The organism is Actinomadura fibrosa, from assembly GCF_900659615.1.
GTDB lineage: Bacteria > Actinomycetota > Actinomycetes > Streptosporangiales > Streptosporangiaceae > Spirillospora > Spirillospora fibrosa.
Window position 1 is genome coordinate 1 of sequence record NZ_CAACUY010000212.1, and the last position, 15,114, is coordinate 15,114.

Below are 15,114 nucleotides of genomic sequence, written 5' to 3' on the forward strand. Positions count from 1 at the left end.
CGGATCGCGCAGCTCGGACAGCTCCACCATCCACGTTCCGTCGGGGAACCGGTCCGCGGCGCGGTGCGCGGCCTCCACCGCGGTGCGGGTCTTGCCGACGTCCGCAACGTGTTCGCGCTCACCAGCGTCCTGGAGGGCTACGGAATGGAGGTCCTGTACGCCGAGGACGGGCAGGCCGGGATCGACGTCCTGCACCGCAACCCGGACGTGGCGGTGGTGCTGATGGACGTGATGATGCCGGGCCTGGACGGGTACGCCACCACCGCGGCGATCAGGGAGATGCCGCAGTTCGCCGAGCTGCCCATCATCGTGATCACCGCGAAGGTGATGAAGGGCGACCGGGAGAAGAGCCTGGAGTCGGGCGCGTCGGACTATGTGCCGAAGCCCGTCGACGTGGACCATCTCCTTGACGTCATGCGGCGCTGGCTGCAACCTTCCATCGTCCGGTGAGGACGGGGGGCACGACATCCGGGCAGTAGCGCCGCCGCGGGCTCCGGCCGGCGGCGGCGGGCCCGGCCGGAAGCGGAGAGAGACGACGCGTGGACGACAAGGCCAAGATCCTGCTCGTGGACGACCGCGAGGAGAACCTGATCGCGCTGGAGGCGATCCTCAGCTCGCTCGATCAGGACCTGGTCCGGGCCCGGTCGGGTGAGGACGCGCTGAAAGCGCTGCTCACCGACGAGTACGCGGTCATCCTGCTGGACGTCGTCATGCCCGGGATGGACGGTTTCGAGACCGCCCGCGACATCAAGCGCCGCAAGAAGACCCGCGACCTGCCGATCATCTTCCTGACGGCGGTGAACAGCGATCCCGACTACGCGTTCCGCGGCTACGCGGCGGGCGCGGTCGACTTCATCTCCAAGCCGTTCGACCCGTGGGTGCTGCGCGCGAAGGTCTCGGTGTTCGTGGAGCTGCACAACAAGAACAAGCAGCTCCGCGACCAGACGACGCTGCTGCGGGAGCAGGCGGCTCTGCTCCGCGAGCAGGCGGCGCTCCTCCAGGTGCGCGCGGCCGGCGGTGGAGCCGAGGAGGGGCCGGAGGAGGGCCTCCCACCGCATGACCGGCGCGATCCGCCGGAGTGGGAGCCGGAGCGGGAGCCGGGGCGGGCGGTCCGTGAGCGGCTGGCCGCCGTGGAGGAGCAGGCGGAGTCCGTCTCCAAGCGCGTGCCCGCCGACCTCCGGGAGGAGCTGCGCGAGGAGTTCGCGGAGCTCGACCGGCGCCTGGCCGAACTGCGCGAGCTGATCGAAAGCGACGCCTCCGCGTCCTGACCGAGCTCCGCCTCCGGCCCGGGCTCCGCGTCCTGACCGGCTCTGGCGCCGCACGCGCGAGTGCTCGACGACCAACGCGTTCCTCGTCTCCGGCCGCCCGGGGAGCATGCCCTACGCACTCCCGGGACACCCAACGGTAGCCACCCGGTTACGCTTCGCGGTGAGCGGGGATGGGGAGGGTCTCGCGGCGGAGGTGCCCATGGACGTCGCCGCGCTCTTCGTCACCGGCGCCGGGACGGGCCTGCTGGCGGGAGGCACGACGTGCGCCGCGGTCCAGCTCGGGCTGCTCACGGGCGCGGTCGCCGGGAGGCACCCCACCGGGTCCGGACCGCCGCCCGCCGGGCCCGGGCCGGCACCCGGGCGCCCCGGATCCGGGCCGTCCGCGCGCGAGGGGGCCGGACGGCCCGTCCTGGGGTTCCTGGCCGCGAAGCTCGTGACGCACGCCGCCCTCGGCGCGCTGCTCGGGCTGGCGGGCGGAGCGGTCCGGCTGGGCCCGCAGGCGCGGGGCATTCTGCTCGCCGCGGCCGCGCTGCTCCTCGTCCTCTTCGCCCTCGATCTCCTCGGCTTCGGCCCGGTGCGCCGCGTCCTGCGCCGCGGCCACGGCCACGGCCACGGCTCAGGATGCGGGGCGGCGCCGGACGCCTCCGGGCCGGCGGTCCGCGGCCGGGGCGTGCGGAGGGCGGCGGTGCTCGGCGCGGCGACCGTGCTGCTGCCGTGCGGGCTGACGCTCACCGCCGAACTGCTCGCGGTCACCTCCCGGTCGGCGCTCGGCGGCGCCGCGGTGATGACCGGGTTCGTGCTCGGGACGGCCCCGCTGTTCGGCCTGGTCGGCCTGACCCTCGGCCGCTCGCTCGCGCTGCTGCGCGGCCGGCTGACGGTGCTCCTCGCCGTCGCGCTGCTCGCGGCGGCGGGCTGGACGATGCTGTCGGGGCTGCGGCTGGGCGGCTGGCTGCCCGCGGGCGGCGGCACCGCCGCGGCGGACTCGGCGCGCTTCGTCCGGACGGACCCGTCCGGCACCCAGGTCGTCACCCTGTGGGCCCTCGACCAGGGGTACCGGCCCGCGGTGGTCGCCGCGCGCGCGGGGCGCCGCACCGTCCTCGTGCTGCGGACGCGGGGCACGCGCGGCCACACCAGAGCGTTCACGATCCCGTCCCTCGGCAAGGACGTGATCCTGCCGGTGGACGGGGAGACCCGGGTCGACCTCGGCGCCCCGGGGCCGGGCCGGATGCGCTTCGCCTGCGCGTCCGGGCACTACCCCGGGGCGATCATGTTCCGCTGACCGTCGCGCAGGGCCTCAGGAGGAGGCGGCGGCCAGCCGGGCGCGGGCGGCGGCGATGCGGGTGAGGGTCCGGTCGCGGCCGAGGATCTCCAGGGACTCGAACAGGGGCAGCCCCACCGTGCGGCCGGTGACGGCGACCCGGACGGGCGCCTGCGTCTTGCCGAGCTTGAGGCCGTGCGCGGTGCCGATCCGCTCCAGCCGCTCCTTCAGCTCCCCGGCGTTCCAGGGCGCGTCGCGGTAGGCCTCCTCGGCGTCCGCGAGGATCGCGGCGGCGGGCTCCTTCATGGCCTTGCCCCACGACTGCTCGTCCGCCGGCGGCTCGTCCAGGAACACGAAGTCGATCATCTGGACGATCTCCGACAGCAGCGCCACCCGGGTCTGCGCCAGCGGCGCCAGCTCGGCGAACACGGCCACGTCCACGTCGAAGGGGGCGTCCTGGAGGAAGGGCAGGCACTCGGCGATGAACTTCTCCGGGGTGAGCGCCCGGATGTACTCGCCGTTGATCGCGCGGAGCTTCTTGACGTCGAAGAACGCGGGCGAGCTGTTGACGTCCTCGATCCGGAACTCGTCGACGATCACGTCCCAGGGGACGATCTCGCGGTCGCCGGACGGGGCCCAGCCGAGCAGCATCAGGTAGTTGCGCATCGCCTCGGCGAGGTAGCCCTCGGCGCGGTAGTCCTCCAGCGCGACCTTGTCGCGGCGCTTGGACAGCTTCTGGCGCTTCTCGTTCACGATGACCGGCACGTGCGCCCACACCGGCGGCTCGCCGCCGAGCGCCTCCCACAGCAGCTGCTGCTTGGGCGCGTTGGACAGGTGCTCCTCGCCGCGGACGACGTGCGTGATGCCCTGGCTCATGTCGTCGACCGCGTTGGCCAGCAGGAACGTCACCGAGCCGTCGGCGCGGGCGATGACGAAGTCCTCCAGGACGGCGTTCTCGAAGACGGGCTTGCCGCGCAGCAGGTCCACGACGGTGGTGTGGCCCTCGTCGGGCGTCCGGAACCGCAGCGCCCGGCCGGGCCCGGCGTCGAGGCCCCGGTCGCGGCAGAACCCGTCGTAGCCCTTGTGCTGGTCGCCGGTGCGCGCGACCACGGCCTCGCGGGTGCAGTCGCAGTAGTAGGCGCGGCCGCGGTCGCGCAGCGTCCGGGCGGCCTCGGCGTGCTTGTCGGCGTTGGCCGACTGGAAGTAAGGCCCCTCGTACTGCTCGCCGTCCATGCCGAGCCAGGCGAGGGCGCGGATGATGCCCTCGGTCCACTCCGGGCTGTTGCGGGAGGCGTCGGTGTCCTCGATCCGCAGCACGAGCGTCCCGCCGGACTGGGCGGCCATCACCCAGTTGAACAGCGCCGAGCGGGCGCCGCCGACATGGAACATGCCGGTTGGAGACGGGGCGAAACGTACGCGAATCGAAGACGAGGAAGACATGCGCCTAGCCTATTGCAGTGCCCTCGGCGTCAGGCGCTGGCGCGCCTTCCTTCAACGGGCGCTGCGGCGATCGCTGCATCGCTCCGGCTCGCCTGGCGGCTCACTGCGCGATCAAGTTCTCGCTCCGCTCGAACTTGGCTTCGCACGCGATCGCAGCGTCTCCGGTCGACGCGTACTGAGCTACAAGCTCACGACCTGACGTCGGGAGTTCTGCCATTGAAGCGTGGGTCACGGCCCGCGAGACCGAGCAGGCGGTCGAGGAACGGAGCGTCTTCGGGGACGGGGACCTCGGGGCCCAGGGCGCCGTACTGGCGGCTGACCTCCGCCGTGGGGACGAGCTGCTTCCAGGCGGCCTCGACGATGTCCGGAGGGAGGGCGGGGTCGAGGCCGGTGGAGACGGCGATGTCCCAGCCGTGCAGGACGAGTTCGCCGAAGACGATGCCGCCGATGAAGTCGGCGGGCATCCCCTCCTTGTTCCCGCTCAGGCTCGTGTTGCCCTCCCAGGCGGCGGGGTCACTCCAGGCCTTGGCGGTCCTGCGGGCCTGGTCGGCGAACCGGGCGTCCCAGCCGGGCTCGGCGGTGAAGTCGTGGTCCTCGCCCGGTCCGGTGACCGGCTCCCGGCGCGCCGCGGTCTCGCCTCGCCCGTTCCAGAAGATCAGGTGGTTGACGACGTCGCGCACGTCCCAGCCCGGGCACGGCGTGGGCGCGTCCAGACGGTCGGCCGGTATCCGCTGGACGATCCGTACCGCGGCCTCCGTGGCGGGAAGCAGCTGCTCGCGGATCTCTATCATCACTTCTTCGCTCATCCGTTCGAACATGCCCTCCACCGTAGGGCGGCCCAGGCGTGCGGTCTTGAAGAAACGCGACACGCCCTAACCTGGGGTGATGGGCGACCCCCTCACCGAGCGGATGCAAGGGATCCTGCGCCCGCACACGGGCCTGGAGCTGTTCCAGGTGGAGCGGACGGCGCCGCCGCCGGAACTGGCCCCGTTCGTGGACTTCTTCTGGGTGCTGCACTGGGACCTGCGCGGGCGTCCGCCGCACCGGCAGCGGGTGCTGACCCGCCCGTCCGTCCACATGACCTTCACGTCCTACCTGACGGGCGGGACGACCCGGGCGCGGATCGTGGGCGTGGTGAAGGACGAGTTCACCGAGGAGATCTTCGACGAGGGGCGCGTGGTCGGGGCGGCGTTCCGGCCGGGCGGCTTCCGGCCGTTCCTGGGCGCGCCGGTCGCCGCGATCACGGGCCGCTTCGCCGGCGTCGGCGAGGTGTTCGGCGCGGCGGGACGCGCGCTCGCCGAGGACGTGTTCGCGGCCGCGGACGCGGCGGAGGCGCTCAAGCGGCTGGAGGCGTTCCTGGCCGGCGCGTGCCCGGAGCCGGACGCGTCCGCCGTGCGCGCCGCGGAGATCGTGGAGCGGATCGCCGCGCGGCCCGCCCTGCTCCGCGTGGACGACCTCGCCGAGGACACCGGGATGGGGAAGCGGAGCCTCCAGCGGCTGTTCCACGAGTACGTCGGCATCGGCCCGAAGTGGGTGATCCGGCGGTTCCGGATGCTGGAGGCGGCCGGGCGCGCCGCCACCGGGACCGGCGTCGACTGGGCGGAGCTGGCGGTCGAGCTCGGCTACGCCGACCAGGCGCACTTCACCCGCGACTTCACCGCCGCGGTCGGCACGCCCCCCGCGCGGTACGCGCGCGAAGCGGGCCCTGGCAGTATCGACGCATGACGGACCCCCTGCCGAGCCCGGCCCCCCTCGACGACCTCGCGGCCTTCCGGGAGGTCGCGGCCGCGCGGCTGGCCTCGTTCGAGCGCGTCGCCGTCCCGGACGCGCCCGGGCTGCGCCGTGCCGGCGTCGTGCTGTGCGCGGTCGAGCACGAGGGCGTCCCCTCGGTGATCCTGATCAAGCGCGCCTACCGCGGCCGGAACGCGGGCCAGTGGGGCCTGCCCGGCGGGCGGCTGGAGGAGGGCGAGACCGCGCAGGCGGCCGCGCTGCGGGAGCTGCACGAGGAGATCGGCCTGTCCGCCGGGCCCGCCGACGTGCTCGGGCCGCTCGACGACTTCCCCGCCGCGTCCGGCTTCGCGATCACGCCGGTCGTGGCCGTGCTGGCGGACCCGGGCCCGCTGCTGCCGAGCCCGGACGAGGTCCACTCCGTCCACCATGTGAGCCTGCGGAGGCTGGCCGCCGACGACACGCCGCGGTGGGTGCCGCAGGCCGACGGCGGCAGCCTCCTGCAGATGCGCCTCGGCCCGGACTGGGCCGTCCACGCCCCGACCGGCGCGATGCTGTGGCAGTTCCGCGAGGTGGTGCTGCTCGGACGGGCCGCCAGGGTCGCCGACTTCGTCCAGCCCGACTGGACCCGCCACTGAGGCGGAGCCCCTAGAACGTGCCGCCGTCGATGACGATGCGCTGCCCGGTGACGTAGGACGCGCCGTCCGAGACGAGGAACCGCACGACGTCGGCGACCTCCTCGGGGGTGCACACGTGCCCGTAGGGCGATGCCGCGTCGGCCTGGCGGATGTCGTCCAGGCCCATCGCGGCGCGGACGAGCCGCCGTCCCATGTCGGTGTCCACCACGCCGGGCGCGACGATGTTGACGTGCATGCCGTGGCGGCGCTCCTCCTTCGCGAGCGTCAGCGCCAGCGCCTCCATCGCCGCCTTGCCCATCGAGTACGGCGCGCCGTACGCCATCATCGTGTCGGTGACCACGCTGGACACGAACACCATGTCGCTGCGCTCTGCCCGCCGCATCAGCGGGATCAGCGCCTGGCTGAGGTGGTGCGGGCCGAGGGCGTGCACGGCGAGGACGCGGCCGAGCTCAGCGGGGTCGGTGTCCGCGACGGAGTTGCCGCGGCTGGCGATCCCGGCGTTGTGCACGAGGATGTCGAGCGCGCCGAACTCGTCCTCCACGCGCGCGGCCAGGCGGCGGCACTCGTCGAGGTCGTCCACGGACGCCTGGAACGCCGCCCCGGAGCCGCCGCCCGCCGCCTCGATGCCGGCGACGGTCTTCCGCGCCGCCTCCTCGTCGCGGCGGTAGGCGATGGCGACCCGGGCGCCGTCGGCGGCGAGGGCCAGCGCGATGGCGCGGCCGATCCCGCGGCTTCCTCCCGTCACCAGGGCGGTGCGACCGGCGAGAGGGCTCATGGCGTCTCCTTCGTCAGGGCTGCTTACGGCGCTGTCCATCCTGCACGTGCGCGCCCGGGAGATGTAAGCGGGCCCTGACAAAGGGCGCTAGGGCATGGGCCGCGCCTCGATGACGTGGTATCCGGACGGCGCTACGGGGCCGGTGCTCTCGACGACCTCGAAGCCCGCGGACCCGAGCAGCGAGCGGAACTCCTCGGCGGTCCGCTCCCGGCCCCCGGTGCACACCAGCATGTTGAGGTCGTTCATCACGACCCCGCGGGCGTCCGGCGTGAACATTTCGGGGACGACTTGCTCCAGGACGAGCAGGCGCGCGTCGGGCCGCATCGCTCTGCGGGCCGTCCGGAGGATCTCCGCGGCCTTCCCGTCGTCCCAGTCGTGCAGGACGCTCTTGAGCAGGTAGGCGTCGGCGCCCTCCGGCACGGACGCGAAGAAGTCGCCGGGGACGACATCGCAGCGGTCGGCGACGTCCCCCAGGGTCGCCGGCGCGGCGGCCAGCCCGGCGGGCAGGTCGTACAGGACGCCGCGCAGGCCGGGCACGGCGCGCAGGATGGCGGCGAGCAGCGTCCCGTCACCGCCGCCGAGGTCGGCGACCGTGCCGTAGCGCTCGAAGTCGTGCGCCGCGATGATCCCCGGAGCGACGGCGCGGGTGTGCTCGGCCATCGCCGCGTTGAAGGTGGCCGACAGCTCCTCGTTCTTCGCGAAGTACTCGAACGACGTCATCCCGGTCACCCGCCGCCAGGCGCTCTCGCCCGTGCGCAGCGTCTCGGCCATGTCGCCCCACGACCGCCACACGTCCGGCGAGCAGAACAGCCCGACCAGCGCGCGGATCGAGTCCGGCGCGCCGGTGCGCAGGCGGGCGCCCTCCTCGGTCAGCGCGAACAGGTCCGGCCCCCGCTGCTCCACGGCGCCGAGGGCGGTGAGCGCGCGCAGCAGCCGCAGCAGCGCCGGCGCGTGCGCGCCGACCTCCTCCGCCAGCTCCCCGCTCGACCGGGGCCCGTCCTCCAGGGCGTCGGCCAGCCCCAGCTCGGCGGCCATGTGGACGATCTGCGCCGGCATGTAGCCGAAGGCCATGCCCAGCAGCGGTGATCTCGTCCGCGACTCCGTCATCGTCGGCTCCCTTCGTTCCTCGCCGAGGACGCTACGGAGCCGCCGGGAGAGCCGTCTTGGACGAATGCGATCCCTTCCCCCGGCGAGTCGTGACCTGATCGTGATCTTGGCTAACCGAATAGACATATCCGGTTTATCCAACTAACCGAGACTGGCGGCCCCTGCTCCCCACGCAAAGGAGAACCCGTGAGACGCACGGGGCTCGTCGCCACCGCTCTCGCCGCCGCCGCCACCGCGACCGCGCTGCTCGCGCCCACCGCCGGGGCCGCTCCCCCGCCGCCGCCCGCGGCGAGCACCGCGGCCCAGCACCTCGCCGCCCTCACGGTCGCGGCCGAGGGATCCTCCACCGGCTACAGCCGGGACAAGTTCCCGCACTGGATCACCCAGTCCGGGACGTGCAATACCCGCGAGGTCGTCCTCAAACGCGACGGCACCAACGTGCAGACCGACTCGTCCTGCGCCGCCGTGTCGGGGACCTGGTACAGCCCCTACGACGGCGCGACCTGGACCCAGGCGTCCGACGTCGACATCGACCACATGGTCCCGCTCGCCGAGGCCTGGCGCTCGGGCGCCTCGTCCTGGACGACGTCGCGCCGCCAGGCGTTCGCCAACGACCTGTCCAGCTCGCAGCTCTGGGCGGTCACCGACAACGTCAACCAGGCCAAGGGCGACAAGGACCCGGCCGAGTGGACGCCGCCGCTGGCCTCGTTCCGCTGCATGTACGCCCGGTCGTGGATCGACGTGAAGTACCGGTACTCCCTGACCGTCGACGCGGCGGAGAAGTCCGCGCTCTCCTCGCTGCTCGGCACCTGCTGAGCCGTCCCCGGCCCCCGGCGGGATCCCGCGGCGACCCCCACCGCGCGGGATCCCGCCGGGTCCGCGTCAAACTCGTGTCAAGCCGGTGCCCGGCCGACGGGGAGCCGGTCTCAGAGGGAGAGGCCGTCCAGCCAGGCCGCCGCCGTCTCCAGGTGCGCGTCGGTCAGCCCGGCGATCGGGTCGACGGCCACGAGGAGGTGGTCGCCGACGTCCCGTTCCGCCGCGATGCAGTCGGTGGCGTCGGGCTCGTCCTCGAACCAGACGAACGGCCTGCCCTCCGTCCAGGCGGCGACGTGCCGGGCCTTCCAGGAGCCGAGCGTCCCGCCCTCCTCGACGCCGGGGAACCGCGGGATCGGCACGAACGGCAGCTCCGGCAGCCCGATCCGCGGCGCGATCCACTCGTTGGCGTGGTCGCACCAGTAGCTGGCCCAGGCCAGCTCGGCGCCGGCGCCGTCCGCCAGAGCGAGCAGGGACGGCCCGTGCGCGTCGTTCAGCCACAGGTCGAACATGACGCCGCCGGGCGCGCACCGATGCCTCCGGTAGCCGCGGTGCGGCCGCTCGAACGGGTTGAGGACACCGTCGACGTCGAGCAGAACCAGCGGCGAGCCCATACCCCGGACGGTACGGCATGCGCGCCGGACCGCGCAGGCACCCCCAAGATCATGAACGCGTTCGCCCAGGTCGGCACGCCCACGATCGCTCCAAGCCGGTTCCGGGCACGTTAGCCGCCCGGTATTCGGGGCAGCGTTTTGACACGTTTGGATCCTTGCCCCAAACTGCACCGGGCCCCGGATCGAGACACCCCGTGGAAAGGCGGTCACCCGGCGTGAGCGAGCACGACCTCCGGACGGCGCGATCCGCCGGGACGGCGCCCGTCGACGCCGGCGACGCGGGCTACCGCAAGTCGCTGAAGACCCGGCACGTCAACATGATCGCCATCGGCGGCGCGATCGGGACCGGGCTGTTCCTCGGCGCGGGCGGGCGGCTGGCGAGCGCGGGCCCGTCCCTCGCGATCGCCTACGCGGTGTGCGGGTTCTTCGCGTTCCTGGTCGTGCGGGCGCTGGGCGAGCTCGTCCTGTACCGCCCGTCCTCCGGCTCGTTCGTGTCCTACTCCCGCGAGTTCATGGGCGAGAAGGGCGCCTTCGTGGCCGGCTGGATGCACTTCCTGAACTGGTCGACCACCGGCATCGTCGACATCACCGCGATCGCGCTCTACCTCCACTACTGGTCCGCGTTCACCGACATCCCGCAGTGGACGCTCGCGCTGATCGCGCTCGCGGTCGTGGTCGCCACCAACCTCATCTCCGTGCGGATCTTCGGCGAGATGGAGTTCTGGTTCTCCATCGTCAAGGTCGGCGCCCTGGTCGTGTTCCTTCTCGTGGGCATCTTCCTGCTGGTCACCGGGCACGAGGTCGGCGGGCAGCGTCCCGGACCCTCGATGATCTTCGATCACGGCGGCGTGTTCCCCGAGGGCGTCCTGCCGATGCTGGTGGTGATCCAGGGCGTGGTGTTCGCCTACGCCTCCACCGAGCTGGTCGGCGTGGCCGCGGGCGAGACCGCGGACCCCGAGAAGGTCATGCCCAGGGCGATCAACTCGATCGTCTGGCGGATCCTCGTCTTCTACGTCGGCTCCGTCCTGCTGCTGTCCATGCTGCTGCCCTGGAACGCCTACGAGGAGGGCCAGAGCCCGTTCGTCACCGTCCTGTCCAGGCTGGGCGTCCCCGCCGCGGGCGACGTGATGAACCTGATCGTGCTGACCGCGGCGCTGTCGAGCCTGAACTCCGGGCTCTACTCCACCGGGCGGATCCTGCGCTCCCTCGGCGCCGCCGGCTCGGCGCCGAGGTTCACGACGGCCATGAGCCGCTCGCAGGTCCCCTATGGCGGCATCCTGCTCACCACCTGCGTCTGCGTGCTCGGCGTCGCGCTGAACGCCTGGGTCCCGAAGGACGCCTTCGAGATCGTCCTGAACTTCGCGGCGATCGGCATCCTCGGCAGCTGGACGGTGATCATGATCTCGCACCTGCTCTTCGTCCGCCGGACCCGGCAGGGCCGCCTGGCCCGGCCGTCCTTCCGGCTTCCCGGCTCCCCGTTCGCCGAGATCCTCACGCTCGCCTTCCTCGCCTCCGTCGTCGTGCTCATGTGGTTCGACCGCGACGGCGCCGGCCACATGACCGTCATGTTCATCCCCGCGATCGCCGCCGCGCTGGTCATCGGCTGGTTCTGCGCCCGAAGCCGGGCACGCGCCGCCCAGCAGGAGCGTGCGGCGGAGCCGTCCGCGCCGCCCGGGGAGTGATCCGCTTCACTCGCGGAACCGTCGGACCCCGACCGTAGAGTGGGTCACGCCCGGTTCAGCGTTCCCTGAGGAGACCTGCGCGATGGAGCACGAACTCACCCTGATGGCCGTACACGCCCATCCGGACGACGAGGTCATCAGCACCGGCGGGCTCTTCGCGCGCTACGACGCCGAGGGGATCCGCACCGTCCTGGTCACCTGCACCAACGGCGAGCAGGGCGACGACGCGGGCGGGGTGAAGCCGGGCGAACCGGGGCACGACGCCGCCGGGGTGGCCGAGCGCCGGCTCGCCGAGCTGCGCGAGTCCGCCGGGCACCTCGCGATCGGCGACGTGGAGCTGCTCGGCTACCGCGACTCCGGCATGGACGGCTGGGCCACCAACGACGACCCGGAGGCGTTCGCGAACGTCCCCTTCGACGACGCCGTCGCGCGGCTCGCCGCCCTCATGGAGAAGTACCGCCCGCAGGTCGTCGTCACCTACGACGAGAACGGCGGCTACGGGCACCCCGACCACATCCAGGCCCACCGCATCGCCGTCGCCGCCGCCGAGCGCACCGGCATCCCCGACAAGCTCTACTACACCGCCGTTCCCCGCTCAGGGCTCAAGCAGATGTTCGAGTACACCCGGGAGGCCGGCATCGAGCTCGGCTTCGAGCCGCCGGACGACTTCGGCACCCCGGACGAGCTGGTCACCAGCACCGTGGACGTCTCCCCCTACGTCGAGCGCAAGCGCAAGGCGCTGGAGGCGCACGCCAGCCAGGGCGAGAACATCTTCCTCCTGCGCCTCCCCGAAGAAGTGCAGTTCATGGTGTTCTCCCAGGAGCACTTCACCCGCGTCTCCAGCCGGGTCGAGGCCCCCGACCACGAGGACGACCTGTTCGCCGGGCTCCGCTGAGCCGCCGCCCGGCCGGGCTCCGCCGGGGAGCCCGGCCCAGGCCGGTCAGTCGAGCTCGGCGAGCGTCTCCAGCAGCGACCGGATGACGCGCGAGCGCCACCCGCCGCCCATGCCGCGGAACGCGTAGGCCTGCGCGGGATCGTCCAGGTCGAACCCGGCGTGCTCGACGAACAGCCGTGTTCCGCGCCCCTCGGCCGCCAGCCGCCAGGTGAGGGTCGTGTCGAGCCCGCCGCCGCTCCAGCCGATGCGCAGCAGCCGGCCCTCGTCGATCTTCAGGACCTCGCACTGGACGATCCCGTCGAAGTCCACGTGGGGAATCGGCGTGGTGACGAACGTGAACCGGTGGCCCACGACGGGCCGGAAGTCGTTCGGCATCAGCCAGCGCGCCAGCAGGTCCGCGTCCGTGAGCGCCCGCCACACCTTCACGGGCGGATGCGGCAGGAACTCCTCCACCTCGATCGTCGCCATGGTCTTCCCTTCGGTGGTCACGAGTCCTCCTCGTCCAGCAGGTCGCGGAGGGCGGAGAGCCTGCCGCGCCAGAACCGCTCGTAGGGCGTGAGCCACTCCGACAGCTCGCGGAGCGGCTCGGGCTCCAGCCGGTAGACGCGGCGCCGCCCGTCCCGCCGCTCGCTGACCAGCCCCGCGTCCCTGAGCACCTTGAGGTGCTCGGAGACGCTCGGCCGGCTCATCTCGAAGTGCGCGGCGAGCTCGCCGACCGACCTCGGCCCGTCGAGCAGCAGAGCGGTCAGGTCCCGCCGGACGGGGCTGGCCAGCGCCGCGAAGGTGTCCGCCGCCATCTCAGCCCGCACCGCCCCGGCCATCAGCCATGTCCACCCGAGTCGTTCGCATGGGACGAAAATAGGTAGGAGATCTCCTACCTGTCAAGCGTAGGCACTTCCCTACATGTCGCATCCAGAAGGACCCGAGGCAACCGAGCCATCACCCTCGGCGACGAATCACCGCGCCACCACGGGAAATCCACTAGCTGCGAGCACGTATCCGACGAAGAGGAACCCATGCTGCACGGTGTCGACGTCTCCTCCTACGACTCGTCCTTCGACGTCGACGGCCTGGCCTTCGTCTTCGTCAAGGCCACCGAGGGCCGCGGCTACATCAACCCCCGCCGCGCCGACCAGACTGCACGCGCCCGCGAAGCCGGCTGCGTCGTGGGCTTCTACCACTTCCTCCTGGGCGGCAGACCGCTGCGGCCCGCCCGGATCAAGGCCCAGGCCAAGTACTTCGTCAAGCACTGCGGAGCCCGCGACGGCGACATCCTCGCGGTGGACTGGGAGAGGGACCCCAAGGGAAGGCGCGCCAGCAGCGCCCAGAAGGACCTCTTCCTCCGCACGGTCAAGGAACTGCGCCCCGACCACCGCGTGATCCTCTACTGCAACCGGAGCCTGTGGACCGACCCCGGCACCACGCACGACTGCGGTGACGGCCTGTGGATCGCCGACTACCGCAAGGCAGGCGAACCGCTCATCGACGACGCGTGGCTCTTCCACCAGCACACGTCCGAGCCGCTCGACAAGAACGTCGCCAAGTTCAAGAGCCGCGCCGCGCTGAAGAAATGGGCCACCGGCGCCGACGACGAGCCCTGAGCCGGCCCGCGCTACCAGTCCCGGGTGGCGATGAGCTCCTCGGCGTCCGCGTCGGGGAACCCGTAGGCGGACGCCACGAACCAGAAGTCCTCGGCGATCTCCTCGCGCGCGACCGTCTCGATCTCGCTCCCGGCCTCGTGGAAGTCCGCCTCCAGGTCGTTGAACTCCTCGGTGGCCGCCCGCGTGAGCACGTAGAGGGCGGCCACGTCCGAAGGCCGCTCGCTCTCGATCCGCTCGCACAACCTCAGCAGGATCGCCTTCCCCTTGTCGACGACGTGATCGGGGAAGTACGGGTCGCCGTACAGGCCCTTGAGGAATGGATGGTCGAGCACCTGCTGATTCGTCGGCGCCATGGGGGCCTCCTTCGCTGTGGACGCCCCGATCCTCCCGGCCGCCACCGACAAACGCAGCCGCCCATCATGCACCTGGGCAGGATGGGCGGCCTCAAGCGGTCAGGAGCGGTAGGTGCCGAAGTACCACTCGTTGCCTTCGGGGTCGCGGGCCGCGTAGTCGCGGGAGCCGTAGTCCTGGTCGGCGAGCTCGCGGAAGATCTCGGCGCCCGCCGCCTTGGCGCGGTCGTGGTGGGCGTCGGGGTCGTCCACGGCGACGTACACGGCCGACGTGCCCGGCTCGCCGTTGCCGAACATGAGGACGCCGGTGTCGTAGCGCATCTCGCCGTGGACGACACGGCCTTCGTCGTCCTTGTAGACGTGGTGCGGGACGAACCCGAAGGCCTTCTCCAGCCACTCCATGGCCTTGACCGGATCGCTGTAGTTCACGATCGGGTAGAAGGTCCGCTTGATGTCGCTCGTCATGTCGTCTCCCTCCTCACGGGTCGTGTGCCCACTATGCGAGGGAGGGCGACGTCTCGTCTTGGACGAATGCGACCTCGGAGGTCAGCGGCGGGCGGCGTCGCGTTCGTCGGCCAGGCGGCGGGTCTCGGGCGAGACCGGGGCGCCGAGGATGGCGGCCACCACGTCGATCAGGTAGCTGGTGAACAGGCGGTCGTCGGTGCGGGGGCCGGAGCGGGCGCGGCGGGCCAGCTCGATCGCGGCGTACAGGATGGCGGTGAACCGGCGGTGCAGGCGGGCCGCGTCCTCCTCCAGGAGCGGCCCGACCAGGTCGCGCCAGCGGCACAGGCTGTCGGACGGGTCGTCCGGCACGGGCACCGGGCCGAGGGGGTCGGGGCGGTTCAGCACGTCCGCCCAGATCTGGAGGAACGCGCGGCCGGACGGGTCGGCGAGCCGCGCGGCCATGGGGCGGACGAGCGCGGCGGCCAGGACGCGCACGTCCCG

Annotated in this window: 18 protein-coding genes and 1 pseudogene; 9 read left to right on the forward strand and 10 right to left on the reverse strand. The window is 72.4% G+C overall.

Annotated elements, in window-relative coordinates:
• From E1300_RS38835 to E1300_RS38845, 3 genes are all read left to right on the forward strand, one after another.
• The coding region (locus E1300_RS38835) for a response regulator (protein WP_242619665.1) at positions 1 to 450 on the forward strand (450 nt) is incomplete at its 5' end.
• Positions 451 to 539: 89 nt separating this feature from the next.
• Positions 540 to 1,268 carry a response regulator gene (locus tag E1300_RS38840; protein ID WP_131762124.1) on the forward strand — a complete coding sequence of 243 codons (729 nt, stop codon included), beginning with the start codon at positions 540 to 542 and terminating at the stop codon, positions 1,266 to 1,268.
• A gap of 199 nt (positions 1,269 to 1,467) precedes the next feature.
• The gene (locus E1300_RS38845) at positions 1,468 to 2,547 is read left to right on the forward strand and encodes an urease accessory protein UreH domain-containing protein (RefSeq protein ID WP_131762125.1); all 1,080 of its coding nucleotides are present in this window, start codon (positions 1,468 to 1,470) and stop codon (positions 2,545 to 2,547) included.
• A gap of 15 nt (positions 2,548 to 2,562) precedes the next feature.
• Here the strand turns inward: E1300_RS38845 and gltX are convergent, their stop codons facing one another.
• Both gltX and E1300_RS38855 read right to left on the reverse strand, forming a co-directional pair.
• Positions 2,563 to 3,966: a glutamate--tRNA ligase gene (gene gltX / locus E1300_RS38850; protein WP_131762126.1), complete on the reverse strand. Its 1,404-nt coding sequence runs from the start codon at positions 3,964 to 3,966 to the stop codon at positions 2,563 to 2,565.
• A gap of 188 nt (positions 3,967 to 4,154) precedes the next feature.
• Positions 4,155 to 4,772 carry a TIGR03086 family metal-binding protein gene (locus E1300_RS38855; protein WP_242619668.1) on the reverse strand — a complete coding sequence of 206 codons (618 nt, stop codon included), beginning with the start codon at positions 4,770 to 4,772 and terminating at the stop codon, positions 4,155 to 4,157.
• A 79-nt stretch (positions 4,773 to 4,851) separates the two neighbouring features.
• Here E1300_RS38855 and E1300_RS38860 point away from each other — a divergent pair, with 79 nt between their 5' ends.
• Positions 4,852 to 5,691 carry a helix-turn-helix domain-containing protein gene (locus tag E1300_RS38860; RefSeq protein WP_207400202.1) on the forward strand — a complete coding sequence of 280 codons (840 nt, stop codon included), beginning with the start codon at positions 4,852 to 4,854 and terminating at the stop codon, positions 5,689 to 5,691.
• Positions 5,688 to 6,332: an NUDIX hydrolase gene (locus tag E1300_RS38865; protein WP_131762127.1), complete on the forward strand. Its 645-nt coding sequence runs from the start codon at positions 5,688 to 5,690 to the stop codon at positions 6,330 to 6,332. The genes E1300_RS38860 and E1300_RS38865 overlap by 4 nt, the downstream gene beginning before the upstream one ends.
• A gap of 10 nt (positions 6,333 to 6,342) precedes the next feature.
• On the opposite strand, the gene E1300_RS38870 is transcribed toward E1300_RS38865, so the two are convergent.
• Positions 6,343 to 7,107 (reverse strand): SDR family NAD(P)-dependent oxidoreductase, encoded by a 765-nt coding sequence (locus E1300_RS38870; protein ID WP_131762128.1) that lies wholly within the window; start codon positions 7,105 to 7,107, stop codon positions 6,343 to 6,345.
• Between the two features lie 87 nt (positions 7,108 to 7,194).
• Positions 7,195 to 8,214, reverse strand: a complete 1,020-nt coding sequence (locus tag E1300_RS38875) for a methyltransferase (RefSeq protein ID WP_131762129.1) — start codon at positions 8,212 to 8,214, stop codon at positions 7,195 to 7,197.
• 186 nt (positions 8,215 to 8,400) lie between these two features.
• Here E1300_RS38875 and E1300_RS38880 point away from each other — a divergent pair, with 186 nt between their 5' ends.
• Positions 8,401 to 9,030 (forward strand): GmrSD restriction endonuclease domain-containing protein, encoded by a 630-nt coding sequence (locus E1300_RS38880; RefSeq protein ID WP_131762130.1) that lies wholly within the window; start codon positions 8,401 to 8,403, stop codon positions 9,028 to 9,030.
• 110 nt (positions 9,031 to 9,140) lie between these two features.
• On the opposite strand, the gene E1300_RS38885 is transcribed toward E1300_RS38880, so the two are convergent.
• On the reverse strand, positions 9,141 to 9,641 hold the full coding sequence (locus tag E1300_RS38885) for an HAD domain-containing protein (RefSeq protein WP_131762131.1): 501 nt from the start codon (positions 9,639 to 9,641) through the stop codon (positions 9,141 to 9,143).
• A gap of 215 nt (positions 9,642 to 9,856) precedes the next feature.
• Between E1300_RS38885 and E1300_RS38890 the strand changes: the two genes are divergently transcribed.
• Both E1300_RS38890 and E1300_RS38895 read left to right on the forward strand, forming a co-directional pair.
• Positions 9,857 to 11,323, forward strand: coding sequence for an amino acid permease (locus E1300_RS38890; protein WP_242619669.1), 1,467 nt, complete (start codon positions 9,857 to 9,859; stop codon positions 11,321 to 11,323).
• Positions 11,324 to 11,405: 82 nt separating this feature from the next.
• Complete coding sequence (locus E1300_RS38895) at positions 11,406 to 12,218, forward strand: PIG-L family deacetylase (RefSeq protein ID WP_131762132.1); 813 nt, start codon at positions 11,406 to 11,408, stop codon at positions 12,216 to 12,218.
• 45 nt (positions 12,219 to 12,263) lie between these two features.
• On the opposite strand, the gene E1300_RS38900 is transcribed toward E1300_RS38895, so the two are convergent.
• Positions 12,264 to 12,707, reverse strand: coding sequence for an SRPBCC family protein (locus tag E1300_RS38900; protein ID WP_242619670.1), 444 nt, complete (start codon positions 12,705 to 12,707; stop codon positions 12,264 to 12,266).
• On the reverse strand, positions 12,704 to 13,039 hold the full coding sequence (locus tag E1300_RS38905) for an ArsR/SmtB family transcription factor (protein ID WP_242619671.1): 336 nt from the start codon (positions 13,037 to 13,039) through the stop codon (positions 12,704 to 12,706). The genes E1300_RS38900 and E1300_RS38905 overlap by 4 nt, the downstream gene beginning before the upstream one ends.
• Before the next feature lie 195 nt (positions 13,040 to 13,234).
• On the opposite strand from E1300_RS38905, the gene E1300_RS38910 reads away from it, so the two are divergent.
• Positions 13,235 to 13,819, forward strand: coding sequence for a glycoside hydrolase family 25 protein (locus E1300_RS38910; RefSeq protein ID WP_131762133.1), 585 nt, complete (start codon positions 13,235 to 13,237; stop codon positions 13,817 to 13,819).
• 11 nt (positions 13,820 to 13,830) lie between these two features.
• On the opposite strand, the gene E1300_RS38915 is transcribed toward E1300_RS38910, so the two are convergent.
• From E1300_RS38915 to E1300_RS50645, 3 genes and pseudogenes are all read right to left on the reverse strand, one after another.
• Entirely contained in the window at positions 13,831 to 14,172 is a 342-nt protein-coding gene (locus tag E1300_RS38915) for a DUF5713 family protein (RefSeq protein WP_131762134.1), read from the reverse strand.
• Positions 14,173 to 14,271: 99 nt separating this feature from the next.
• Positions 14,272 to 14,634 carry a VOC family protein gene (locus E1300_RS38920; protein ID WP_131762135.1) on the reverse strand — a complete coding sequence of 121 codons (363 nt, stop codon included), beginning with the start codon at positions 14,632 to 14,634 and terminating at the stop codon, positions 14,272 to 14,274.
• A gap of 81 nt (positions 14,635 to 14,715) precedes the next feature.
• A pseudogene (locus E1300_RS50645) lies at positions 14,716 to 15,114 on the reverse strand (TetR/AcrR family transcriptional regulator); the annotation flags it as partial.

Bases quoted from the DNA above. Each gene is read 5' to 3' on its own strand.
- E1300_RS38845 (WP_131762125.1), top strand. From the start codon at position 1,468: ATGGACGTCGCCGCGCTCTTCGTCACCGGCGCCGGGACGGGCCTGCTG.
- gltX (WP_131762126.1), bottom strand. From the start codon at position 3,966: ATGTCTTCCTCGTCTTCGATTCGCGTACGTTTCGCCCCGTCTCCAACC.
- E1300_RS38855 (WP_242619668.1), bottom strand. From the start codon at position 4,772: ATGAGCGAAGAAGTGATGATAGAGATCCGCGAGCAGCTGCTTCCCGCC.
- E1300_RS38860 (WP_207400202.1), top strand. From the start codon at position 4,852: ATGGGCGACCCCCTCACCGAGCGGATGCAAGGGATCCTGCGCCCGCAC.
- E1300_RS38865 (WP_131762127.1), top strand. From the start codon at position 5,688: ATGACGGACCCCCTGCCGAGCCCGGCCCCCCTCGACGACCTCGCGGCC.
- E1300_RS38870 (WP_131762128.1), bottom strand. From the start codon at position 7,107: ATGAGCCCTCTCGCCGGTCGCACCGCCCTGGTGACGGGAGGAAGCCGC.
- E1300_RS38875 (WP_131762129.1), bottom strand. From the start codon at position 8,214: ATGACGGAGTCGCGGACGAGATCACCGCTGCTGGGCATGGCCTTCGGC.
- E1300_RS38885 (WP_131762131.1), bottom strand. From the start codon at position 9,641: ATGGGCTCGCCGCTGGTTCTGCTCGACGTCGACGGTGTCCTCAACCCG.
- E1300_RS38895 (WP_131762132.1), top strand. From the start codon at position 11,406: ATGGAGCACGAACTCACCCTGATGGCCGTACACGCCCATCCGGACGAC.
- E1300_RS38905 (WP_242619671.1), bottom strand. From the start codon at position 13,039: ATGGCCGGGGCGGTGCGGGCTGAGATGGCGGCGGACACCTTCGCGGCG.
- E1300_RS38910 (WP_131762133.1), top strand. From the start codon at position 13,235: ATGCTGCACGGTGTCGACGTCTCCTCCTACGACTCGTCCTTCGACGTC.
- E1300_RS38915 (WP_131762134.1), bottom strand. From the start codon at position 14,172: ATGGCGCCGACGAATCAGCAGGTGCTCGACCATCCATTCCTCAAGGGC.
- E1300_RS38920 (WP_131762135.1), bottom strand. From the start codon at position 14,634: ATGACGAGCGACATCAAGCGGACCTTCTACCCGATCGTGAACTACAGC.